This is a genomic window from Enterococcus sp. DIV0840 (genome assembly GCF_050527835.1).
GTDB lineage: Bacteria > Bacillota > Bacilli > Lactobacillales > Enterococcaceae > Enterococcus_L > Enterococcus_L ureasiticus.
Map to the genome: position 1 here is coordinate 939316 of NZ_CP172876.1, position 24697 is coordinate 964012.

A 24697-nucleotide genomic window follows, 5' to 3' on the forward strand; every position below is an offset into this window, starting at 1 on the left:
AATTCGAAATTAGATATAGGAGGGAAAACACATGCGCGTAAACATTACTTTAGAATGTACTTCTTGTAAAGAACGTAACTACCTAACAAGCAAAAATAAACGTAACAATCCTGATCGTTTGGAAAAGCAAAAATATTGCCCACGTGAAAGAAAAGTTACTTTACACCGCGAAACAAAATAATGTTTTAATTCGAAACTCTGAGCCCTATGTCTTACATGGATTCAGAGTTTTTTTTGTTACTTTATAGTAAAATTGATATAAAAATGAAAAATAAACTTTTCTTTCTAGCAAACTTTCTTTATACTTTATAAAAGATGACTATGGTTATTTAATAGCTAATGGTTAAGAAAAATTAAAAAATGATGTCTATAAGATATCTTTTGGGTATGATTACGTTACAAGGTTGTTGAAGGAGTTTTTTTATGAAAAAAGTGATGTTGGTGGTTAGCTTGTTGTTTTTATTTTTACCTATTATTTGCTATGGAGAAGATCTTGGGGAATCTACTGTTGAGTCAAGTTTTGATGCTTCAAATGAATTGTCGTATCAATATGCTCGTAAGCAAATTTTAAATGGGAAAACAACTAGAACAGAAAAGAAAAAAGAAGGGGTCTATTTGGCGATTCCTTTTAAAAATAGACCTTACATAAGGTTTGCAAATTTTGTGTTGAATGGCCCAACGAATGAGTATGGTGGATTTATAGAAACAATTTTTTACCGTGACAAGATCAAGATAAAAGATATGTACTATGAAAAGAATCCAGTCAAAACAGATAAAATAGGCATCTATTCAACGGATTTATGTTTTACTTCTGAAGAAGGAGTCATCTATCATTATAAAGATGTTCCATATTTGGTTAGTAGTGATAAGCCAACGACGTTCTTTTCAGAGGTGAATTTTAATAAAGAAAATAAAACGATATCTGGTGAAATAAAAATGCCCGCATCAAAAAACACTTTTCAAATCGAGCTTTTCTATATTGATAATAATGAGTACCATTATCAAGAAGTTTCTGCGGATAAAAAAGGTTCATTTAGTATTGATTTAAATCGAGACGGTACCGAAGGAAAAATGTACCTTAGAGCAAGTGATGGATTAGGAAATTATGCAGATGCAACTGATATTGTAAAACAAGGGAGCACAATTTATCCTATTAAACCAGACGATTTGAAGGCAATTGAAGAAAGCTATAAAGTGGTCAAAAATGAGAAGAATCTTTTAGGAGTACTTTTAATTATTTTTATACGAATTTTAGGTGTAATCGTAATACTGCTAACCTTACTACGTCTAAGAGTTCTTTTAAAAAGACGAAAAAGGAGAAGAAGGTTGAAAAGAAATAGATAACCACACATTTTGTTTTTTTAATCAATTCTAATGGCTAAAGCTAAAACCGCAGTGGATTTGAGTTTAAGGTGTATACTTAAATAAAGAAGAACTGCTTTTTAGGAGTGAATAACATGAAGATCAGTATTAGACATCGGTATATAAAAAAAATTCCAGTTCTGGAAGTTGTTTCAGAAGAAGCTAAAAATAGCACGCTGCCCTTAGTTATTTATTATCATGGCTGGCAGTCAGCAAAGGAATTATCACTGACGCAAGCTAGGAAATTAGCGGAAAAAGGAATACGGGTGATTTTGCCTGATGCAATGAACCATGGGGAACGGAAAACGGGACCGATATCACCGATTCCTTCAGTGACATTTTGGTCGAGTATTCAATATAATATCATTGAATTTGCTCAGTTGGTGCGTCATTTTGAGAAGCAAGAGTTGATTGAAGATGGAAAAATTGGGGTTGGCGGTGTTTCAATGGGAGGCATCACGACATGTGCATTACTGACTCAACACCCAGAAATCCAAACGGCAGCTTGCATGATGGGAACACCAGCACCACAGCGATATATTGAACGAGTGATGGAACGATCATCTGAAATGGACTTTTTTGTCCCGAATGATTTACCCTTATTACTTAGCTGGGTAGCCAATTATGATCTCTCGAAAGTGCCTGAAAAGTTGGCCCAGCGTCCGGTTTTATTTTGGCATGGGACACAAGATCCTAAAATTCCTTATGAAGATATGGCGAATTTTTATCAAATGATCGAGGGGAAACCGTATGCTGAGAATAGCATGTTTATGACAGGCGAGAGTGAAGGGCACTTAGTCAAAGGTGCAATGATGGATGTTGTGGCAGAGTTTTTTGAGAAAGAATTGGTTAAATAAAGCTATTAAAAATGAAGTTTGGAAAAATGTCTATTTGGATTTTAAAGGTCTGAGATATAACTCGAAGAGTTATGTCTCAGACCTTTTTTTGATTCTTAAAATGAAGAACCTGGCTCTTTTAAAAAGGCTATTTCTTCAGCTGTTGAGCGTCTACCTAATAGCTTGTTACGATGTGGATAACGACCAAATCGAACTAAAATATCATAGTGTTTAAGTTCAAACTCAAGATTGTGCTCCATCCCTTTTTCAGCAAAACATTTTAATGCATCTTCATGAATAATTAAAGACTCAGAATGCATCAATGGCATAAATAAAAATGCCCTTTGTTGAGTGGTCAATTGGTCCAAATCCCCAGTAGCCATCGCTTCTTGTGTTAGTACCAATGCCATGCCGTCATATGACAAAGATTGCGCATCGTCTCTAAATAAGTTCCGAGAAAATTGATCCAATACAATAATTTCAGCTAAACGACCTTCAAGGTTTTTCCGCCAAATGGATTTTTCACCTTGAGCTACTTGGGCATGGATCGTTGAGAATCTTTCTTTAATAAGAGCATCAAAGGCAAGATCCTTTTTGAACCACTGGCTAGGTTGGCATTCCTTAAACCAAAACGTAAGTATTTCTTGATAGTCCATAGTGTGACCTCCAGTTTTTAAGTAATTTATCTTATTTCTATTTTAACATAGGATAGACAAGCTAAGCTGGAGATATCTTTTCTATAAATAATCTAAAATAATGAAATTTTTATATAGAAAATCATTGTTATTTTATTCGTTTGAAAAGTTACGTTTCTAGCCTATAAATAAAGTTGAAATAGTTGTATATAGTTTGTCTATCTGAAAAAAATACAGGGATTTCCAAATAAAAATCAGTAGTATGATACTGAAATTTTGGAATAAAAAACAAACGTTTTTCATAATATTTTCGGCGTATGAAAACGTCGTGTAATTTTAACCATTTACATATATTTTTAAACATGAATTACAATCTAATTATTTGAAATAAAATTATATAGATATTATTCTTGACAATGAAATCATGCATTATGTATTTAGCTATGCAGGTGGATCTAGAAACAAAAGGAGGCAATCATGAAAAAGAGTTATCGTTCTATCATTACGTTAGTGGGGACTACAGTGTTATTATCAGCTGCTGTCATCCCAAGTTCGCTGGTACTGTTTGGGGACAATAGTCAGTATGAAGTGAATGCTGCTGAGTCGGCAAATGCTGCGGATTTAGCAGATGTCAGTATTTTAAAAGGGACACAGTTGTCTTCCAACAATGGAACCGTCATCAATGATGGCGTTAAGTTGGAAAAAAATGCAGATTCTACATATGATTTAGATCTTTCATTTAAAGGAACCGCCGTTGCAGATGTCGGTTTAGTATCACCAAAGGTTATTGTTTTTGCGATTCCTGAAGAATTACGTGGGAAAATTGATGGACCTATTTTGATCAATGCCAGTGCTAAATTACTTCCAATCGTGCCGGGAGATGTTCCGGTGGTCAAGGATTTGGTTTTAAAAGTAGGCGGGCTTGTAACAAGACTACTTGGATTAGCGAAACCATTAGGATTACAACTTGATTCGCTGGAAAAGGCTTTTGAAGGGCTTAATTCTCTTCAAGATTTAGGCAGTTATCAAGCCACTGTTGAAGGGAAATTATCACCAGACGGTAAGTATGTGATGGTCGATTTCACGGATGGATTAGGACAATACGTTCGCACAACTTATGCAAAATTGTTTAATCCACTAAAAGAAGCAGTTGCGGGACTAAAATTTACGGGGCTTCTGGCTATATTGAATCCTGTTCTTGATCTATTAAAACCAGCTGTTAATGGTTTGCTGGATCTTGTAGGGAAAATTGCTAATGGAACATCTGATGTGTTAACTCAAGCATTGCAGGCTAATGTACTTGGCGATGTTGATTTTAATTTTTCGACGAAGGTTTCTGATATAACCGCCGAAAAAGCAAAAGTGACTGCAATGGCGGTCAATAAACCGGTCATTGATTTAGAATTACTGAATACGATTCATGCAAACGGGGATGCAATCAATCTATATTTCGATAAAGTAGAAGAAGATCCTCTAGTGAATTATTCAGTTGCAAAACCTGTTGTTGAGGATATTTTAGAAGGTGTGACGCATCTTGATGGAAGCGTAGTGATTACACAGCCAGTGCCAGAAGGTGTGACATTTAAAGCGAAAGTCGAATTGCCTAATGGAACAATGTTATCTGAAACGGTCAATGAAGACGGAACGTTTGCAATTCCATTTGGTGAGTACAAGCCTCAAGGCAATGACCAGTTAAAAATAGTGATCGAAGCCAATGTAGATAAGTACACGAAAGTTAGTGAGGCAACAATCAAACAAGTAATAGCCGATCCCTTTGTTCAATATCCAATTGCAAAACCAGTTGTTGAGGATATCATCGAAGGTGCAACTAGACTTACTGGAAATGTAGCAATCGTTCAGCCAGTACCAGACAGCGTAACATTTAAAGCAAAAGTTGAGTTGCCTGATGGAACAAGTCTGATAGGTTCTGTTGATGAAAAAGGTCATTTTACGATACCATTTAGTAATTATCAACCACAAAGTAATGATCAATTAAAAGTCGTGATAGAAGCAAGTAATGGAAAACAGACCAAAGTCAGCGAACCGCAAATAAAACAAGTGATAGCCGATCCCTTTTTACACTATGTAGTTACAAAACCAGTGATTAATGATGTTTTAGAAGGTGCAGCTAGCCTTAGTGGTAGTGTTGAGCTAACTCAGCCTATTCCAGAAGGTGTGAGTTTTAAAGCTAAAGTGGCTTTACCTGATGGTACTTATTTAACGGCTTCAATCAATGAAGATGGCAGCTTTACGATTCCATTTGGTAAGTATCAACCTCAAGGCAATGATTTATTGAACGTAATCGTTGAAGCGAGTGATGGTACGAGAACAAATGCCAGTGAACCTGAAGTCAAACAAGTGATTGTTGATCCATTAAAAAACTATCAAGTTCCAAAACCTCAGTTCAAAACTGTAAATGAAGGAAGCAAGGTTATTACAGGTTCAATTGCGTTAACGAATGTTCCAGTAGGAACTAAATTATTTATGCAAGTTCAATTTTCTGATGGTTCTGTTAGAAAAGTAGCGATTGAAAATGATGGCACTTTTTTGATTCCTATAGCTGATAAAAACTTAAAAGAAGGCAATCCACTAAGATTAGTAACCATTGCTGAACATGCTCAATCGTTGAGAGGAAAAGAAAGTGACAGTGTGGTTTTCGCAGTGGGTAAGATCCCGTCTTTAGAAGGTTATGTTGTTCCTACACCAGTTGTAGCACCAATTTTTGTTGGCGATACAATGATCAAAGGATCGGTTAAAATCACGAATCCTCCAGAAGGAACTCAATTTAAAGTTAGAGTGAGGTTCCCAGGAAATGTTTATGAAGAAGCAGCAGTTAATGCAGATGGCACATTTTCACTAGATATTTCTGGTCGTCAATTAGCAGCAGGTACGTCGATTACCTTTAATACAGCGGCAACACTTGGTACTGAAACAGCCGCAAGCGGTAGAATCATTGTTTCTGTCGGTGCCAAATAAATATAAGTATTACCAAAAAAGAAAGGGTGTATAAAATGAAGAGTTCAACGTTATTTATTACTAGTTCCAAAGTTTTATTATTATCGGTTGTTTTTGGTACATTATTTTTAGGGCAATCTGCTTCAGCTGCTGATATTAATAAGGCGACTGATTTGGATGTCACTTTTACACCAGGCTCTTTAACATTAGAAGCTGTTTCTACGATCAGCTATGCGTCACAAACGATTTCAGTGAATGATGCTTCATACATTCCAACCAATCCTAGCGCGATCAATGTTGTTGTTTCAGATGCAAGAGGAACGAATGCCAGCTTGAATTTTAAAAACACACAAGCGGGAACAAATAGTGATGCAGAGGCACCAACACCTGTTAATACAGTCAAATTAACGAGCGGAGCTGCAACTGCGACACCATTTGCAACGGCCGCAGCAGGAGCCGGTGCTGGAACATGGACATTCACTTGGCCAGATGCTGAAAACACGGGCGTGACACTTGATGTGCCAGCTGCAATGGCAACGTTGGGTAAACATACCTCTACGATCGACTGGACCTTGGCAGATGCACCATAGAATCAAAGTGTGATCTAAAAGAGTGGGATGAGCATCATTTTATTCCACTCTTTTTTTCTGATTAAATTAAAGGAGTGATTTAGATGAGCGGTTGTTCTAGGTCAAAAATGATTCATATATTATTTTCTATCGGACTTATTTTTTTAGTTAGTTTATTGAATACAAAAGCTGTTTTGGCGCAAGAAAAAAGTAAAGAAACAAATAGTTTTTATGTACAAGCAGTTATCCCGCAGAATCAAGTCGATATCAATAAATCCTATTTTGATTTAAAAATGCTGCCGGAAGAGGAGCAAGAATTACAAGTTAAATTAGTGAATCCAGAAGACGCACCTATTTCCTTTTCAGTCAATGCGATAAATGCAACGACAACGGAAGAGGGAATGATTGACTATACAGTAAAAGGTATCAAAGACAAAGCATTGGCTTATCCTTTTGAATCTCTGATCAAGGTTCTAGAAACGACTATTTCCTTGCAACCATATGAAACTAAAATTGCTCGTTTTCATTTGAAGATGCCAAAGGAAAGATATGGCGGTGTTATTGTTGGTGGACTGCGTTTTACTAAAAATTCACCTGAAAGTGAAACCAAAAGTAAAGATGTGACCATACAGCAGCGATTTCATTATGTGGTAGGTGTTGTCTTGAATGAGACGGATGCATCGGTTCTACCTGATTATGAAATGGAAGCTGTAAAAGTAGCGAAATCTAAACAAGGGAAAAAAATGTCTGTGATTCATTCGATTCGCAATAAAAATGCAGCAATTTCAAAGAAAATGGATCTAAAGTTTGCGATTCGAAAAAAAGGGGAAGAGACTCCTTTGATCAAGTTGGAAAAAGAAGCGCTTGAAATGGCCCCAGATTCTGTGATGGATTTTCCCGTGCCGATCAAAAGACAATTGCTGCCTGGGAAATATATCAGTAAAACATTGATCAATCAAGAGGGGAAGAAATGGGAATTTGAGAATGAGTTTGAGATTACTAGGGAACAAGCGAAGGTAATCAATGAAGAAAATAAAGAAACGAAGGTTGTAACTAAAGTTCCGATGTGGTTGATTTTAGTGCTTATTTTGTTGGTTTTATTGGTGTTGATTCAGACGTATATTTTGTGGCGAAGGAAAAAAAGAGTTGAATAAATAAAAATCTCCGCTTTCTACATGAGTAGAAAGTGGAGATTTTTTTAAGATTGCTTATTTTAGTTTAAATTTAACTTGTGTATTATCATTAAATTGACCTTGATATTGGAATTGTTTGTAGCTTGTACCCTTACCAAGTTTAGTCAAAATGTGTGAAGTGATTTTTGTTTCACTGGCATTTTTAAGGTCCAAGCCAGCAATGATGCCTTCGATTTTTTCTTCAGCTGCACTGCCTTGTAATTGAACTTTATTAGATTTATCTTGGTATTGTGCTTTGATTGTGCCATTAGTATTTACTTGGTATTGCAACTGAATTTGTTGCCCAGTAGTGTAAGTCACTTGAACTTCTAATTTTTTTAAATCAGATTGTTCAGGGGCAACGGGTGTTTCTGGTGTTTCTGGAACTTCAGGTGTCTCAGGAGCAACAGTTGTTTCAGGCTCTTGCGGTTTTTCTGGATTAACAGGTGTTTCTGAAACATAGTAAGATTGTAAGCCAAATTCTGCTTTTACATACCCTTTAGTAATCAAGATAACTTTAAGATGTAAATCATTTTGGTACGTCATTTTTTGTAACAAACTTACTGATTTGTAATAATTTTTGCTGAAATCTCTTGCAATCACAGCGGCTTCTGATGAAGAATAACCAGCAACTTCCCATGTGCTTGCTTTAACTAGTTCGTTGTAAACAGATGATACAGTTGAACTTGTTAATGATAGACCTGTGTACGCTAAGATATCCGCTTTATTGAATAAAGTGACTGTCTTATTGTAATTTGACTCCACCACTGTTGCTGCATCTGCTGAGTTTGATACCACTGCCAAACTAGTAGAACAGAAACTGATTGCTAATCCTGCAACCATCATACCTTTAAAAAATTTCATAAAAAATACCTCCTCTTTTTTACTACTATTTTATGAATAGTAGATGTCTATATTATTATCTAAAAGAAATATAAAGTAAATATATATGAGTGATTTCTCATAATGTTGGAAATAAATTAGTTCCTTCATTGGGTCTTCGTTTTTGATATAATATGTGAAGAAATAGATTAAAGCGTAAGAAAGGATCTGTAATAATGAAAAAAGCGATAATTAGTAAAACGGTGAATTTATTAGATGGAGGCTGTAATGCTTGCGGAATTATTGAAGATGAAAACTATACATTGATGATAGACGAACAAGTTATTCCTTTAGAAAATTTGACAGTCAATTCTTTGGTCACAGCGATTGCTTTAAAAAATGGATATAAACGAGAATATCAGATGGATGTTATTGATGATTTTACTTTATATAAAAAAGATGATCATCAAGTTACGCTTAAAGAAGAATATGATTTTCTGACTTATTCAACTGAGACTGCAAAAATTGAAACAAGGGATCAAATGATGGATGAGAAAAAATTAGTGGAAACTGTCAATCAGATCTTAGTCACTCTTTTTAAAGTGGAAGAATTAGCATTTAGTTTATAGTCGATTATATAAAAAATGAGGGTGGGACAAAACTAAAAATCAGTTTTGATGTGCGCTCTAAAACTGAATAAGCGGCGAGAAAAAAGCAGCTCTGAGAAAAAAGCTGAAATTCACAAAAATTTGAAGAGCAATTTCCGTGAATTCCCTCTTATTTCTCGGAGCTAAACACTTTTGTCTCGGCCTCATTGTTATGTTATTCTATTTGAAAAATTTCTGACATTCCTATTTTTTCAAATCTTTCTTGTGAATCAGAAGGACTTTCGTCATGATCGTAAACCAATAGCTTGAAATCTTCTGTTTTTGGAATTCGTTCGAATGTTTCACTGTCAGTTAAGAGGATCATTTGTTGGCAAAGCCATTCTAGAACCATCTCAATATCTTGTTCATCTTCCACCCAATCATCAAATAAATGGATAGAGGCAACTTGCTGATTTTCATCCCAATCACGAGAAGTGTATTTCATCTCGTCTAATTGTGTTTTAGTGTAGCCTTTATTCGCATAATAACTTGTTGTTTCCTGCCATAGTTCTACTGTATTAAAGCACAGGTTGATTTCACCTTCTTCATGAATATTGCAGTCTAAAGCAAAGGCGTAAAATGTTTCATCAGAGTGATCTAATAAAAAGTTATCGATGCTATCAGTTAAAAAATTGAAAAAGTACTCTTGTTGTTTTTCTAAAAAGTGTTCCATTCATATCCTCCAAGTGTTCTGTCTTTTAAACATTGAAACAGATAAAAGAAGGAATGTCTATCTAAAGTTTTTTTTTTATGTGGAATAGCAATTTTTTAAGAAAATATAAAGATTTTTTTATTGGAATAGTTTGTTACTATAAGAGGACTTTTATTGTAAGAACAAGTGAAGAGTCGGTTTATTTTAGTAAGATAGTTCTGGGGTTGAACAGTTTAGATAAAATTTAATTTGACTTTGTGATTCGATACGCTTATAGTTTAAAATGAATTAAATACTTGTTAGGTGAGGCTCCTATATAAACACAAGCTGCTGCTCAGAAATGTCGAAAGACAGGTACGGGTAGGACAAATTTCGTCGAATTAAGGCGTTTTTCAAAGTAGCTAAAAGCAATGCTTTTTACGTTATATAGTGCTAAAACTCAACGAAGAGAAGAGTAAGGTAAGTTGTAAATAAATGGCGAGTGTCATACATTTAAACCCCTATAATCTAATCCCTTCGCTGAGTATTCTTGGTGAGGGATTTTTCTTTTAGTCGAGCAAAAATTAGAGCTATCAGGTTTCATGTGCTACACTATGGTTTGCTTTAAGGCTAAACAAACTCATTTAACTTTTATGTTTAGAAAGGAATAAACAATGAAAAAATCTGTAAAAATAGTGACGATTACCTTGTTATCGATTCTCCTTGTAGTCGTGAGTGTAGGCTGCTATGCGGCGGTTTCATTCCAAACGGCAAAGGAAAAGAGCGAATCAAAACTTTCTAATAAAAACCAAAATTTTACTGGTGATGAACAAACAAGTGACAAGGAATTAACGGTCATGGTTGTTGGAAATGACTCCAGAGACGACGATGAGGATCAAGGGCGTTCAGATACGCTTATGGTGGCTCATTATGATGGGAAAACGAAACAGCCTAAATTGATTTCGATCATGCGGGATAGCTACGTAACATTTCCTGATGGCGGCCAAGATAAAATAAATGCAGCATATGCATATGGCGGCGCACAAATGACAAAAGATGTGTTGAAAACGAATTTTGATTTACCAATCAATTATTATGTTGTTATGGATTTTAAAGAATTTAGTGACATTATTGATGAACTTTATCCAAAAGGAGTTACGATCGATGCTGAAAAAGATATTAATTTAGACGGTGTGGATATCCTCAAAGGTAAGCAAACATTGCATGGGAATAGTTTATTGCAGTATGCCCGCTTTAGAATGGATGAAGAAGGCGATTTTGGACGGATCAGACGTCAGCAGCAAGTGATGGATGCTTTAGTAGAGCAGTCTAAAGATTTGATTCCAATTTGGGAATTACCACAAGTTGCAGGAAAAATGGTCGGAAAAATCGATACAAATGTGCCTACGAGTTTATTGATCGATTTAGCAAAAGATTTTCTTACTGGAAAAGTGAAGCCTTTAAAATCACTGTCTGTTCCAGTGGAAGGCACATGGAACTTTAATGATTATACCGAATCTGGAAGTGTGATCGAACTTGATGAACAAAAGAATGCTGAAGCGATTCAGAATTTTATGAAAGATAAGGAATAACGTCATTTATCCGTTTACTCTCTTATATGAGAGTAAACGGATTTTTTAGTGAAAAATGAAAACAAACTAGCGTATTTCTATGCGTTAGGAGCAAGCATATGCTATTCTTTAAGAAAGCGTTTTTTTTATTTAGAAGGAAGGGTTTATTTTGAAAGTTGTGATTATTGGCGCTTCTTTTGCTGGAGTATCAGCTGCTTTGGCTATCAGAAAAAAACATCCCAAAGCTGAAATTCATTTAATCGAGAAGCAACAAACGATTGGTTATTTGCCTGGCGGAATCAATCTGTATTTTAATAAAACGATCGATCCTATCGAAACCGCTCAGTTTATTTCAGAAGAACAATTAATAGATAACGATATCTCTTTGTTGTTAAATGCAAGAGTAGTCAGTATGGATTCAACACAGCATATCATCAAATATGAAAAGCAAGCAACTGAGTTTTTTATGTCATTTGATAAATTGATTTTAGCAACTGGCTCTAGTCAATGGTCCAACAAAATTCTTGGTAGTGATTCGGAAAAGGTTTTAAAATATAAATTTTTGCCCGGAGTTCTAAAAGCTATTGAGCGTTTGGAAAATAGTGATAAAGTAGCAGTGATCGGCGGCGGTCAAATCGGCGGAGAAGCAGCAGATACGTTGTTAAAAAAAGGCAAAGAAGTACACCTCTTTGAACGTATGGATTATTTGTTATTCAAGTATTTCGATGAAGAGATGATTCGTCCAGTGCAAGCTGAAATGGTGTCTCGAGGTGCTGTGTTTCATTTCGATGAAACCGTTGAAAAAGTAACCGATACAGATGAAGGCCTACTGATCGAAACGAAGAAATCCGAATTAGTATGTGATAGTGCTATTTTTGGGATGAATGTCCGTCCAGATCTTGGTTATTTGGATGAACATATCCGGACTCATACGGATCAGACCGTATTTGTGAATGAGTATTTGCAAACATCTCAAGCGGACGTTTTTGCGATTGGTGACTGCATTCAAGTGCCTTATAGCTTGTCTCAGGAATTATTTTATATCCCATTAGTGAATAATGCGGTTAGAACGGGGTTAGTTGTGGCTCAAAATCTTGTAGAAGCAACCACACCATTTGTCGGCTCGATTCGCACGATTGGGACTAAACTTGTCGATTATTATGTAGCCAGTACTGGACTGACAGAAGCAGAAGGATTATTTCATGGGCAGCCGATTGCGGTTTCCCACGTTCAACAGAAGAGTTCCTTATTTTCAGGATGTGAAAAAATTTGTGGAAAAATTATTTTCGAAAAAGATAGTCATAAGATTTTAGGTGCACAATTAGTTTCAAAAGCAGATATCCTAGAGAAAATCAATACACTAGCGCTTGGGATTCAAATGGGTCAAACACTTGAAGAGCTTTACCAAAAAGATTTTTTGTATCATCCTTATTATTCAAACGTGATTGATATCACGAACCAGCTAGGTTTTGAAGGTTTGTGGAGTGAAGCGGATGAAAATTGAAGAATTATTGGATAAAAAAGAAGCGAGAGAGATTGGTATTTTAAAGAAGGTGATTTTGGCAGGTGGTCGTATCGCAGACCAAGAGTTACTTGATTATTTAGGCGTTTCAAAGGCTTCTTTTGAAAGTGATTTAAAGGAATTAGGGTATTACTTGAAGCCTTATGAAAAAGATTGTACGTTATTTTATGATGGACAATGGGTGGCAATTCATATGTCAGACCAGTTTTCGATCAGTAAAGTTTTGGAAGAGTATGTTCGAGGGTCAATCAAGTTTCAGTTGATAGATTACTTATTTCAGTATCGAGAATTTAGCATTGCTCAGCTGACCACTAAATTTATGATCAGTGAGTCGTCTTTGTTTCGGAAAATCAAAGAGCTAAATCTGTTATTAAAAGAGTTTGATCTTAAAATTGGCAACGGTCAATTAAAAGGTGAAGAGCTCCAAATTCGTTATTTTTATTTTCAAATTTATTGGTTTTTAACTCCGTATGAGAAACATCAAGAAAAAACATTAACGGTTCAAAATTCTAGGATCATTGAGGCTTTGGAAAAAGCACTGTCCCTTTCATTTGAGGAACATAGCAGGTTGAAAATCAGTTTATGGCTGACGATCAGTAAGAAAAGAATCGTGGTTCAACCAAAAATGTTTAAAGAATTATACAGTAAAAGTCTGGTGTATGAACAAGATCCTTTTTTTAAAACATTACGTTCCTTTGTTTTACGTTTTTTTAGTCGATATCCACTTGAAATCGATGAAGAAGAGAGTCTGCTACATTTTATTTTTCTAACGAGTATGTCTGTTTTAGCGGAATCAGATTTTGCTGAGTATAGTTTGATTCGTGGTAGAAGGACGCCAACATCACTTGCAGACACGTTTGTTTTAGAGCATGTGATTTTATATTATCGTCCGCAAAAATTTTTCCCAGAATTAGAAAAAAAGATCTTTTATTATTTTTCTCAGATTCATAATCGGCTGTATTTTTTTAAAGGAGAGCTGGAATTGTTTGATCGGGAGAATATTTGGCAAAAAGAACAGACTCTTTCCAGTCATCAGCTGGCTGATTTTTCTCGGATTCTTTTAGATAAAAGTTTAGAATGCTTTGGGAAAAGTTATGAGACAGGCAATAGTTTGTATGAATGGTCATTGGTGAAATATCTTAGTGTGCTGGCGATCATTGATTTTGAAATCGTTGGTGAGACTCGGATTGGGATTGATTTAAAGATGGATCATTTGTATAAGGAAGTAATGACTCAGGTTTTAGTCTTGAGCTTAAAAAATTTGAATGGGTTAACGATCGAACCATTTGATTCAAAAAGAACGTATGATTTGCTGATCACAAACGTTATGAAGCCGAATACCTATCGTTCTGCAAAAGAGGTTTATGTATTATCGGAACTTGGATCAACTTATGATATCAATCAAATCAGGATGAAAATCCGAGCGCTGCATACGAAAAGATGAATTGAATAAAAAGGCCAAAGGTAAAATGATTTGCTATTTTTTTTTTGGTCTTTTTTATTGATAGGACAAGGCTTTGTTGAAAAACTTTCATTTATTTTTGAAATTAAAAAAAAGTTGACGTTTTTATAAAACAGTTTCCGATTATGATAAATCCATCAAATATAAAGCGTTTTCAAGAAAGGGAGTAAATTCTAATGACAGAACAAAAATACATCATGGCGATCGACCAAGGAACAACCAGTTCAAGAGCAATTATTTTTGATAAAAAAGGCAATAACATCGGTAGTTCACAAAAAGAGTTTACACAAATTTTTCCTAAGGCAGGTTGGGTAGAGCATAATGCGAATGAAATTTGGAACTCTGTTCAATCTGTCATCGCAGGTGCTTTGATCGAGTCAAGTGTGAAACCTTCAGATATTGCTGGGATCGGTATCACCAACCAACGTGAAACAACAGTTGTTTGGGACAAGCAAACAGGATTGCCAATCTATAATGCGATTGTTTGGCAATCTCGTCAATCTTCACCAATCGCCGATCGATTAAAAGAAGATGGGCATGGCGAGATGATTCATGAAAAAACAGGATTGATCGTAGATGCTTATTTTTCAGCAACAAAGATTCGTTGGATTTTAGATCATGTTGAAGGAGCACAAGAGCGAGCTGAAAAAGGAGAGTTATTATTTGGAACGATCGATTCTTGGCTAGTTTGGAAATTAACTGGTGGAGAAACCCATGTAACGGATTATTCCAATGCAAGTCGTACGATGCTCTTTAATATTCATGATTTAGACTGGGATCAAGATATTTTAGATATTTTAAATATCCCACGCGTAATGCTGCCGAAAGCAACATCAAATTCAGAAGTTTATGGGTTGACGAAGAACTATCATTTCTATGGCAGCGAAATTCCGATCTCTGGTATGGCGGGTGACCAACAAGCAGCGTTGTTTGGACAAATGGCTTTTGAACGAGGAATGGTTAAAAATACGTATGGAACAGGTTCATTTATTGTGATGAACACAGGTGAAAAACCGCAGCTTTCTGATAATAATTTACTAACAACAATCGGTTATGGAATCAATGGTAAAGTTTATTATGCATTAGAGGGAAGTATTTTTGTAGCAGGTTCAGCCATTCAATGGTTGCGTGATGGATTGAAGATGATTCAAACCGCTGCAGAATCTGAAGCTGTAGCCAATGAATCACATAATAAAAATGAAGTCTATGTTGTGCCAGCTTTTACAGGACTTGGTGCACCGTATTGGGATTCTGATGCAAGAGGAGCTGTTTTTGGTTTAACGAGAGGAACCACGAGAGAGGATTTTGTAAAAGCTACATTGCAATCAGTTGCTTATCAAGTGCGAGACATTATCGATACAATGCAAAAAGATACTGGTATTGATATTCCTATCTTAATAGTAGATGGAGGAGCCGCGAATAATGATTTATTGATGCAATTCCAAGCAGATATTTTAAATACTTCTGTTCAAAAAGCGCAAAATTTAGAAACCACAGCTTTAGGCGCAGCCTTTTTAGCAGGATTAGCAGTTGGTTTTTGGAAAGATTTGGATGAGTTAAAAGAATTCTATGAAGAGGGACAAATGTTTGATGCGAAAATGTCTGCTGAAGAACGAGACGATTTATATGAAGGCTGGCAACAAGCGGTCGCTGCTACACAAATGTTCAAACATAAATCAAAATAAAGGAAGAAGTGAGTGGTATGACATTTTCAATTAAAACCAGACAAGCATCTATTGAAAAGATGAAGGCTGAAGAATTAGATTTATTGATCATTGGTGGCGGAATTACAGGCGCAGGTGTTGCCTTACAAGCAAGTGCATCTGGTATGAAAACCGGTCTGATTGAAATGCAGGATTTTGCAGAAGGCACGTCTTCTCGTTCGACCAAGTTAGTTCATGGCGGGATTCGTTATTTGAAAAATTTTGATGTAGAAGTGGTTGCCGATACAGTTCAAGAGCGCGCCGTTGTTCAAGCAATTGCGCCTCACATTCCCAAACCAGACCCAATGCTTTTACCGATTTATGATGAACCAAAAGCAACGTTTAATATGTTTTCGGTCAAAATAGCGATGGATTTGTATGATCGTTTGGCGAATGTGATCGGTACAAAATACGAAAATTATACATTGACAAAAGAGGAAGTATTGGAAAGAGAACCACAATTAAAAAGTGAAGGATTACAAGGGGGTGGCGTTTATCTAGATTTTAGAAATAATGATGCTCGCCTCGTAATTGAAAATATCAAGCGTGCCGCATCTGACGGTGGTCTGATGGTCAGCAAGGTCAAAGCGGTTGGTTTTATTCAAAATGATCAAGGTAAAATCATTGGTGTAAAAGCAGAAGATTTATTGACGGGTGAACAGTTTGACATCCAAGCTAAAATCGTCATCAACACGACTGGGCCTTGGTCAGATAAGGTTCGAGGGTTAGATTCAAAAGAAAATTTAGTGCCGCAAATGCGTCCGACAAAAGGGGTCCATTTAGTTGTGGACAGCAGTAAATTATATGTACCGCAACCTACTTATTTTGATACAGGAAAACATGATGGACGGATGGTATTCGTGGTTCCAAGAGAGAAAAAAACGTATTTTGGAACGACAGATACGGATTATACTGGCGATTATGAACATCCGACTGTTACACAAGAAGATGTCGATTATCTGTTAGAAATCGTGAATAGTCATTACCCTAAAGCAAATGTGACGATTGATGACATCGAAGCAAGTTGGGCTGGTCTTAGACCGTTGATTTCAGAAAATGGCGGTTCTGATTATAATGGTGGTAATAATGGCAAAGTATCCGATGAAAGTTTCGATCAAGTAATCGATATCGTTGATCAATACCGGAACCAAAAAGCAACACGTTTTGATGTAGAAAATGTCTTGAATCATTTAGAAGATTCACTGGCTGAAAGTAAGGAGAATCCATCTGCTGTTTCTCGTGGCAGTCTGTTGGAACGTTCAGATGATGGCTTATTGACATTATCAGGTGGTAAAATCACAGATTATCGTAAAATGGCGGAAGGTGCCTTGAAAGAGATTCAGCGTATTTTGAAAGAAGAATTTAGTTGCGAGTTTCAATTGATCGACTCTAAAACTTATCCTGTATCAGGGGGGGATCTCAATGCAGCGGAAGTTGAAGAAGGACTAAATGCTCTTGCAAAACGTGGTGTGGAAAAAGGGCTGCCCCAAGAAGAGGCAGAATATCTAGCTCATTTATATGGTTCAAATGTAACAGAACTTTTTGAAAAAATCGCTACAACTGAACCGGTAATGGGGTTAAGTTTGGCTGAAACATTGGCACTTCACTATGCTTTAGATAATGAGATGGTCCTAACACCAGCCGACTATCTTGTACGTAGAACAAACCACTTACTTTTCATGAGAGATACACTAGATGAAGTGAAACAAGGTGTGATTTCTGAAATGAGTCATTATTATAATTGGTCTGAAAACCAAGTAGAACGTTATACAAACGAGCTAAATCAATTGATCGCAGAATCTGACTTGAGTATATTGAAAGAAGGGAAGAAGTAAAATGGATACTTCAAATATGACACAGATTTTCAGTGAGTTTTTAGGGACAATGATTTTGATTCTTTTAGGAGACGGCGTATGTGCAGGAGTTAATTTAAAGAAAAGTAAGTCTGCGGCATCGGGTTGGATCGTGATTGCATTTGGTTGGGCAATGGCTGTTACCATTGCGGTCTATGTTGCAGGATATATGGGCCCTGCTCATTTAAATCCAGCGGTAACGATCGCGATGGCGATGACTGGAAGTTTTGAATGGAGTTTGGTTATACCGTTTATCGTAGCGCAAGTGCTAGGAGCGATTGTAGGAGCGGTTTTAGTTTGGCTAGCCTATTTGCCTCATTGGCAAGTAACAGAAGATCAGGGCGCGATTTTAGGGACGTTTGCTACAGGTCCTGCGATTCGTAATTATCCAGCGAATATGATTACAGAAGTTATTGGAACATTTGTTTTAGTTTTAGGTTTACTTTCATTTTCACAACATAACTTTACAGATGGATTGAATCCATTAGTTGTGGGGGCATTGATCTTATCGATTGGCTTGTCTTTAGGCGGACCTACAGGTTATGCGATCAATCCAGCACGTGATTTTGGGCCTCGTTTAGCACATCAATTATTGCCGATTTCAACTAAAGGTGATTCTGATTGGAGCTATTCATGGGTTCCTATTGTTGGACCTGTAATCGGTGCGGTAGTAGCTTCTGGTGTGTATATGAGGATGGTTTGATTTTTTATGGACGGGTTAAGAGTTGAAAGACGGAGATCTTTCGACTCTTTTTTTTCATAAAAAAGAGTCGATAATTTATTTTGAAGTAAGTTTAGCATAAAAAAATCCAATATTTTATTTACAAGAGGATTTTTTTTCTGTACTCTTGAAAGAGAGTTATTATTTATGATGTTTAGCTTCACAGGCTAACTCCTTGGAAAAAAGATAAAATGTGATTGTGGCGAAGAGCGCCACCCTCAGATTTTCCAATTTTTCAGTCGGAGTTGAACGAGCCTGTTCACCTTTTAATAAAGGAGGAGCAAGTGTGTCTTATCAGGAAATATTATTTCCTTTTCTCGGAGGATTAGGTATTTTTCTATTCGGTATGAAGTATATGGGGGATGGTCTGCAAAAATCAGCAGGGGATTCGTTACGAGAGATTTTGAATACCTTTACATCTACACCATTGAGATCTGTCTTAGCGGGATTGATCGTTACAGCAATCATTCAAAGTAGTTCTGGTACCACAGTACTGACTGTCGGTTTGGTCAGTGTGGGTTTTATGTCTCTACGACAGGCGATCGGCGTGATCATGGGGGCAAATGTTGGAACGACGGTAACCGCTTTTATAATCGGATTTAACTTAAGCTCGTATTCGTTGCCCATCATTGGTGTCGGGTCGATTTTGCTTTTCTTCTTTAAAAGAGAGCGAATCAATAATATTGGGCAAATTTTATTTGGTTTCGGTTGCTTGTTTTATGGTCTAAAATTAATGGGTGAAGGAATGGCGCCATTGAGTAAGCTACCGCAGTTTGCTGAATTGATGGTAGATGTATCACATCATCCTGTTCTCGGAGTGGGAATTGGAACCTTACTCACGATGGTTTTACAAAGTTCCAGTGCAACGATCGGAATTTTACAACAGTTGTATAGTCAAGGGAGTCTGGCAATCGAATCGGTATTGCCAATTTTGTTTGGGGATAATATAGGAACGACGATTACAGCTGTGATTGCGGCATTAGGGGTCAGTGTAGCTGCTAAGAGGACTGCAGCTTCACATGTGATTTTTAATCTAGTTGGTGCCATTATTTTTACAACACTACTGACACCTTTTACAGCTGTTGTTGTACGTATTTCTGATGTCCTGAACTTAAAACCAGCAATGCAGATTGCTGTAGCTCATGGTTTGTTTAATGTCTCAAATTTGCTGATCCAGTTTTGGTTTATCGATAAAATTGAGTTGCTTGTACGGAAAATCATCCCAGGCAAAGATAAAAGTATTGAATTTAAACCATCTAACTTAAATGAATCGATTATCCAAAACTCAGCCACTTTGGCTTTGAATCAGGCAAAAATCGAGTTGTTGCAAATGGGCGAGTATGTCTTAGGTGCCTTTGAAGCAACGAAATCTTATTATGAAAAACAAGACAGCATCGATAAGGAAAATGCAAGTCAGTATGAAACGGCAATTAATGATACGGATAATCGCCTGACGGAATACTTGGTGCAGCTTTCAGCAACTGAATTAACGATTTCAGAAAGCCATGAACAAACAATGATGCTTGAGTTAACGAAGGATCTGGAACGTATTGGAGATCATTGTCGAAATATTATTCAAAATCTTAATGAAGCGATTCATCTTGAAAAGAAACAAAAAGCCAAAGAGAAAAAAGCCGGAAAAGTTTCTGATCGTGATACATTGATTTTATATGATGAAGATGTGGTAAATTTGTTTGAAAAAGTTCTTAAAAATATCAGAGATTCTTTGATTGTATTTGAAAATGACGACAAAGAGATGGCAGCTCATATGTTAAGTCGAGAGAAACAAATCGATCAAATGGTCAAAATGCTTCGGAAAAAATATATTTTGATCATGAATAGCGGTAAAGGACGCGTGGCTGATGGTGTTTTGTTTATTGATATTGCGTCTAACATAGAACGAATGAGCGATCGAACGATTCATATGGCTAAATATGTTTTAGGTGAACGTTATGGGACAGAGGAAATTGCTGTAGATCAATCGGTGAATCCGGTGATTACATTGCAGCCACAAGAGTAAAAGAACCCTTTATGATCTATTTTTGATGATCATAAAGGGCTTTTTATATTGATTATTTATTGAGGTTCTGCATGATCAATTGATATAAAACATCTAGTGACTGATTGCTGTCTAGTTTTAAAATAGGACATTTAGAATGAGTGATTTGATAATTATGTTCAGCAAGGGTCCCTATATCAGAAGGGACTTTGGCGGTATAATAAGTTTTACACCAATCTAAAAAGTCATTGGTTTGATTTCCATGTTCGTCTAACCATAAAGAAGATTCCCCACCTCTCTCCACTTCTCTTTTTATTAGGCGTTGGAATCGTTGTTTGTCATCTATTGTGAGAAAAACCAATAAATCCCGGTCATCAAAACCAGTAGGATTCCATGCGAATACAGAGCCAGATACAATAAATTGATCGAATTTTTCACGATCATTTTCGTACATTTTTAGTCGTTGATCGATTGGATAATTTTCTGAAAAGGTCTCGTCTTTCCAAATATAACGGTCAGTATCGATCCACTTAATTTGTTCTTTTTCAGCGATATAATGTCCCAGGGTACTTTTTCCTGTACCAGAAGCTCCAATAAGTTGAATTTTCATTTTCTTCTCCTTTCAATAATCACAAAAGAAACAATAATATTAAAGAAAATGCACATTTGACTATTTCATTTACTAAGAATACTTTATAATAAATAGTATCAATTGAGAAGAGGTAAGAAGATGAAACACAATACTTTTTTGTCAGCCGATCAAAAAACAACGAGCCATTTTATCTGCTGGGAGCCTGAACGTGAGGCAATCGGAACGATTCAAATTATTCATGGGATGGCGGAGTATATCGAACGTTACCATGATTTTGCTAAGTATCTAAATAATTTGGGCTTTGTTGTAGTCGGTCATGATCATTTAGGTCATGGTGAGTCTGTTGCAACTAATCAGCCAAAACATGGATACTTTGGAAAAGGAGAGCCTGTAACGTTTGTGTTGGAAGATATTCATCAGATCAAAGAATGGATTGGAGAAAATTATCCAGATCTGCCGCATTTTATGCTGGGGCATAGTATGGGCTCGTTTGCGCTACGTAATTATTTACAATTATATAAATCTGAAATAAGCGGAGCTATTTTTATGGGAACCGGTAAAAATGCTTCAATGTTGCCTTTAGCTCTGTCTTTAACGAAAGGATTGAATTTAACGGCTCCAGAAAAACCAAATAAATGGCTGGATCAAATGGCATTCGGTTCTTTTAGTAAGCAATTTCCAGAGGCGGGAAGTTTTAATTGGTTGAGTAAAAATCAAGATAATGTGAAACGATATGAAAATGACCCACTAACTGGTTTTACTTTTACGAATAATGGTTTTTATACGTTATTCCGTTTAGTTGACGGAGCGAATCGTGAGGGATGGGCACAGAATATCGATCAGGATTTACCGATTTTAGTGATCAGCGGGGAACAAGATCCAGTAGGAGATTTTGGTAAAGGTCCCAGAAAAGTTGCAAAAGAATTGGATGAGGCTGGAATCAAAGATGTCTCACTTGTTTTATTTGCGGAATTACGCCACGAAATTTTATTGGAAAATGAAAAAAATGAGGTCTATAAAGCAATCAGCAACTGGCTGCAAAAAAGACTTGATTCTAATATAAAAGACTAGGAATCTGTTTGCTATTTAGTCGTTTTTTCTATAAACTACAATGTATGGTTAAAAAGGTATAGAACTTAAAAATCAAAGCGATTTATTGTGTGGAGGGATGCATGTGGAAAAAGCGCGATTAAGAAAATTAGGTTTGGCAAACTTAAAATGGCTTCACGAGCATCCAGTATTAAAAGAGCAAAAAGAACTAGAAATCAGCCAAGCATTATTCAATGATCCTTATTGGAAGCAGGCTAAAACAGTCGCAATCACTAAACCGTTAGACTTTGAATTTAATACGCATATTTTGCTTGAAAAAGGCTGGCTGGAAGGGAAACAAATGTTGATGCCGATAGCTAGCAGTGAGCGGAAATTGACGTTTCACTCTGTGACGACTGAAACTAAATTCGAAAAAACAGCATTTGGTGTGGCTGAACCAGTGGGGGCACCTGTTGTATCTGCTGAAAAAATCGATTTATTGGTTGTACCAGGAATCGTGTTTACACATGAGGGGTTTCGAATTGGCTTTGGCGGAGGGTTTTACGATCGTTTCCTTCAACATTATCAAGGCGAGACATGCAGTTTGGTATTTAGTGAGCAGATTCAAGAAAATTGGCAGGTGGAGTCTTTTGATTTACCTGTAAAGCGATTATTTATCAGCTAGGAGGAACGCATGGATTATCAAACGCAAATGAAAATAAAAAGACTATTAAAACAGCCGCTAGTGACATATTTTTTACTTGGGATCACGACGATCGTTTTTCTAGGGATGGAACTGTCAGGTGGCTCGGAGAATAGTCAGGTTTTGATTAATTGGGGCGCAATGTCTCGAGGAGAGATTCTTTATTTACACCAATATTGGCGCTTATTCACACCAATGTTTCTGCATATCGGTTGGCTGCATTTTGTGGTAAATATGGTGACGTTATATTATGTCGGCTCACAAGTTGAGAGTATTTATGGTCACTGGCGTTATCTCCTTATTTATCTATTGAGTGGCGTGTCTGGAAATATCATTAGTTTTACGTTTGGTTCGCCAAACAGTATTTCGGCGGGTGCTAGTACAGCATTATTTGGATTATTTGGTGCCTTTGTTATTCTAGGCCGTCATTTTAGAAATAATCCAGCAATCTCATTTATGGTTCAGCGTTATGCGACCTTTATCGGAATCAACTTGATTTTTAATTTATTTAGCAGTTCTGTGGATATCATGGGACATATCGGTGGCTTGATCGGTGGACTTTTAGTAGCCTCTGCTTTAGCTGTTCCAGATCGTTCTGATGAGTTCAATATCCATGAACGAATCATATCTGGTATCATTTTCGTATTTTTATTAGGTGTTTGTCTAGTCTTGGGTTTTAAAAAATTCGGTTTACTTGTATAATAAGGAAGTGCATTTAATGGAAACGCTATATGATGTGCAGCAGTTATTTAAACAGTTCGGTATTTACATTTATGTAGGTGCTAGAATTTATGATATCGAGTTGATGATGATTGAATTGAAAAATATTTACGAAGGTCACTTGATTGATAGAGACACATACCTCCATGCGAGAAGTGTTTTGCAAGGAGAACATCAAATTGAAGAAAGTAGAGCAACTGAGAAAGGAACCGAGTAAATGGATAAGAAATTGATTGGGATTGATTTAGGCGGAACAACGATTAAGTTTGCAATTTTAACAACGGATGGAGATGTTCAGCAAAAATGGAGTATTGAAACCAATATTCTAGATGAAGGCCGTCATATCGTGCCGGATATCATCGAATCAATCAATCACCGAATCTCTCTTTATGAGATGAAACATGAAGATTTTATTGGGATCGGTATGGGTACTCCAGGTAGTGTTGATATTAAAAAAGGGACAGTAGTTGGAGCTTACAATCTTAACTGGACGAAAAAACAAAATGTAAAAGCACAAATCGAAGAAGCAACAGGCATTCCTTTTGTTTTAGATAACGATGCCAATGTGGCGGCTTTAGGTGAACGTTGGAAAGGTGCTGGGGAAAACAATCCAGATGTTGTTTTCATTACACTTGGTACAGGCGTTGGCGGCGGTATTATTGCTGAAGGCAATCTATTACATGGTATTAACGGCTGTGCTGGCGAAATTGGTCATTTCACTGTTGATCCTGGCGGTTTTGAATGTACTTGTGGTAAACGCGGTTGTTTAGAAACAGTTTCTAGTGCAACGGGTGTCGTTCGGGTTGCTCGCCATATGTCAGAAGAATATGCGGGTGATTCTCAGTTAAAACAAGCGATCGATGATGGTCAAGATGTTTCAAGTAAAGATGTCTTTGATTATGCCAAAGCAGAGGATCCATTTGCTTTGATGGTGGTAGATCGTGTGTGTTATTTCTTAGGACTTGCAATCGGTAATGTAGGAAATACCTTGAACCCATCTAGTGTGGTCATTGGCGGCGGGGTTTCTGCAGCTGGTGAATTTTTACGTAGTCGTGTTCAAACTTATTTTGAAGAATTTACTTTCCCAGAAGTTCGTAACAGTACGCAAGTTAAGCTTGCTGAGTTAGGTAATGAAGCCGGAGTTATCGGTGCAGCCTCACTTGCATTACACTTTATGGAGAAAGAGTAAGAAA

General features: G+C 36.5%; 23 protein-coding genes and 1 riboswitch. Of the genes, 19 read left to right on the plus strand and 4 right to left on the minus strand.

Annotated features, from left to right (window positions below):
* The first annotated feature begins 31 nt into the window (after positions 1 to 31).
* From rpmG to IGL98_RS04440, 3 genes are all read left to right on the plus strand, one after another.
* Complete coding sequence (gene rpmG / locus IGL98_RS04430; RefSeq protein ID WP_002296119.1) at positions 32 to 181, plus strand: 50S ribosomal protein L33; 150 nt, start codon at positions 32 to 34, stop codon at positions 179 to 181.
* 242 nt (positions 182 to 423) lie between these two features.
* The gene (locus IGL98_RS04435; RefSeq protein ID WP_206844823.1) at positions 424 to 1344 is read left to right on the plus strand and encodes a hypothetical protein; all 921 of its coding nucleotides are present in this window, start codon (positions 424 to 426) and stop codon (positions 1342 to 1344) included.
* Between the two features lie 113 nt (positions 1345 to 1457).
* Positions 1458 to 2219, plus strand: coding sequence for an alpha/beta fold hydrolase (locus IGL98_RS04440; protein WP_206844829.1), 762 nt, complete (start codon positions 1458 to 1460; stop codon positions 2217 to 2219).
* 95 nt (positions 2220 to 2314) lie between these two features.
* On the opposite strand, the gene IGL98_RS04445 is transcribed toward IGL98_RS04440, so the two are convergent.
* On the minus strand, positions 2315 to 2854 hold the full coding sequence (locus IGL98_RS04445) for a DUF924 family protein (protein ID WP_206844831.1): 540 nt from the start codon (positions 2852 to 2854) through the stop codon (positions 2315 to 2317).
* Between the two features lie 456 nt (positions 2855 to 3310).
* On the opposite strand from IGL98_RS04445, the gene IGL98_RS04450 reads away from it, so the two are divergent.
* The 3 genes from IGL98_RS04450 (at position 3311) to IGL98_RS04460 (ending at position 7511) form a co-directional block, all read left to right on the plus strand.
* Positions 3311 to 5809 (plus strand): adhesive domain-containing protein, encoded by a 2499-nt coding sequence (locus IGL98_RS04450; protein WP_206844834.1) that lies wholly within the window; start codon positions 3311 to 3313, stop codon positions 5807 to 5809.
* Positions 5810 to 5844: 35 nt separating this feature from the next.
* Positions 5845 to 6378: a WxL domain-containing protein gene (locus IGL98_RS04455; RefSeq protein WP_206844846.1), complete on the plus strand. Its 534-nt coding sequence runs from the start codon at positions 5845 to 5847 to the stop codon at positions 6376 to 6378.
* Between the two features lie 83 nt (positions 6379 to 6461).
* Positions 6462 to 7511 carry a DUF916 and DUF3324 domain-containing protein gene (locus IGL98_RS04460; RefSeq protein ID WP_206844848.1) on the plus strand — a complete coding sequence of 350 codons (1050 nt, stop codon included), beginning with the start codon at positions 6462 to 6464 and terminating at the stop codon, positions 7509 to 7511.
* A gap of 54 nt (positions 7512 to 7565) precedes the next feature.
* On the opposite strand, the gene IGL98_RS04465 is transcribed toward IGL98_RS04460, so the two are convergent.
* On the minus strand, positions 7566 to 8393 hold the full coding sequence (locus IGL98_RS04465) for a YusW family protein (protein WP_206844850.1): 828 nt from the start codon (positions 8391 to 8393) through the stop codon (positions 7566 to 7568).
* A 194-nt stretch (positions 8394 to 8587) separates the two neighbouring features.
* Here IGL98_RS04465 and IGL98_RS04470 point away from each other — a divergent pair, with 194 nt between their 5' ends.
* Positions 8588 to 8980, plus strand: coding sequence for a DUF4809 family protein (locus IGL98_RS04470; protein ID WP_206844852.1), 393 nt, complete (start codon positions 8588 to 8590; stop codon positions 8978 to 8980).
* Between the two features lie 193 nt (positions 8981 to 9173).
* Here IGL98_RS04470 and IGL98_RS04475 read toward each other — a convergent pair whose 3' ends face one another.
* Positions 9174 to 9671: a DUF4303 domain-containing protein gene (locus IGL98_RS04475; RefSeq protein WP_206844853.1), complete on the minus strand. Its 498-nt coding sequence runs from the start codon at positions 9669 to 9671 to the stop codon at positions 9174 to 9176.
* Between the two features lie 267 nt (positions 9672 to 9938).
* Positions 9939 to 10107: riboswitch (M-box (ykoK) riboswitch) on the plus strand.
* Between the two features lie 196 nt (positions 10108 to 10303).
* On the opposite strand from IGL98_RS04475, the gene IGL98_RS04480 reads away from it, so the two are divergent.
* From IGL98_RS04480 to IGL98_RS04510, 7 genes are all read left to right on the plus strand, one after another.
* On the plus strand, positions 10304 to 11221 hold the full coding sequence (locus IGL98_RS04480) for an LCP family protein (RefSeq protein WP_206844856.1): 918 nt from the start codon (positions 10304 to 10306) through the stop codon (positions 11219 to 11221).
* A 157-nt stretch (positions 11222 to 11378) separates the two neighbouring features.
* Positions 11379 to 12704, plus strand: a complete 1326-nt coding sequence (locus IGL98_RS04485; protein WP_339099631.1) for an FAD-dependent oxidoreductase — start codon at positions 11379 to 11381, stop codon at positions 12702 to 12704.
* Positions 12694 to 14166 carry a helix-turn-helix domain-containing protein gene (locus tag IGL98_RS04490; protein WP_206844866.1) on the plus strand — a complete coding sequence of 491 codons (1473 nt, stop codon included), beginning with the start codon at positions 12694 to 12696 and terminating at the stop codon, positions 14164 to 14166. Before IGL98_RS04485 ends, IGL98_RS04490 begins: the two co-directional genes overlap by 11 nt.
* Positions 14167 to 14360: 194 nt before the next feature.
* A complete protein-coding gene (gene glpK, locus IGL98_RS04495; RefSeq protein WP_206844878.1) occupies positions 14361 to 15869 on the plus strand; it encodes a glycerol kinase GlpK in 1509 nt (502 codons plus the stop codon).
* Positions 15870 to 15886: 17 nt separating this feature from the next.
* Positions 15887 to 17722: a type 1 glycerol-3-phosphate oxidase gene (gene glpO, locus IGL98_RS04500; RefSeq protein WP_206844881.1), complete on the plus strand. Its 1836-nt coding sequence runs from the start codon at positions 15887 to 15889 to the stop codon at positions 17720 to 17722.
* 1 nt (position 17723) lies between these two features.
* Positions 17724 to 18443 carry an MIP/aquaporin family protein gene (locus tag IGL98_RS04505; RefSeq protein WP_206844885.1) on the plus strand — a complete coding sequence of 240 codons (720 nt, stop codon included), beginning with the start codon at positions 17724 to 17726 and terminating at the stop codon, positions 18441 to 18443.
* Positions 18444 to 18747: 304 nt separating this feature from the next.
* Positions 18748 to 20481: a Na/Pi symporter gene (locus IGL98_RS04510; protein ID WP_206844888.1), complete on the plus strand. Its 1734-nt coding sequence runs from the start codon at positions 18748 to 18750 to the stop codon at positions 20479 to 20481.
* A 52-nt stretch (positions 20482 to 20533) separates the two neighbouring features.
* On the opposite strand, the gene IGL98_RS04515 is transcribed toward IGL98_RS04510, so the two are convergent.
* Positions 20534 to 21070 (minus strand): shikimate kinase, encoded by a 537-nt coding sequence (locus IGL98_RS04515; RefSeq protein ID WP_206844891.1) that lies wholly within the window; start codon positions 21068 to 21070, stop codon positions 20534 to 20536.
* Positions 21071 to 21190: 120 nt separating this feature from the next.
* Between IGL98_RS04515 and IGL98_RS04520 the strand changes: the two genes are divergently transcribed.
* From IGL98_RS04520 to IGL98_RS04540, 5 genes are all read left to right on the plus strand, one after another.
* Positions 21191 to 22123, plus strand: coding sequence for an alpha/beta fold hydrolase (locus tag IGL98_RS04520; RefSeq protein ID WP_206844893.1), 933 nt, complete (start codon positions 21191 to 21193; stop codon positions 22121 to 22123).
* Positions 22124 to 22220: 97 nt separating this feature from the next.
* Positions 22221 to 22766: a 5-formyltetrahydrofolate cyclo-ligase gene (locus IGL98_RS04525; protein WP_242596409.1), complete on the plus strand. Its 546-nt coding sequence runs from the start codon at positions 22221 to 22223 to the stop codon at positions 22764 to 22766.
* Between the two features lie 9 nt (positions 22767 to 22775).
* Complete coding sequence (locus tag IGL98_RS04530; protein WP_206844900.1) at positions 22776 to 23486, plus strand: rhomboid family intramembrane serine protease; 711 nt, start codon at positions 22776 to 22778, stop codon at positions 23484 to 23486.
* A 16-nt stretch (positions 23487 to 23502) separates the two neighbouring features.
* On the plus strand, positions 23503 to 23721 hold the full coding sequence (locus IGL98_RS04535) for a YqgQ family protein (RefSeq protein ID WP_206844905.1): 219 nt from the start codon (positions 23503 to 23505) through the stop codon (positions 23719 to 23721).
* Positions 23722 to 24693: an ROK family glucokinase gene (locus tag IGL98_RS04540; RefSeq protein ID WP_206844918.1), complete on the plus strand. Its 972-nt coding sequence runs from the start codon at positions 23722 to 23724 to the stop codon at positions 24691 to 24693.
* Positions 24694 to 24697 lie beyond the last annotated feature (4 nt).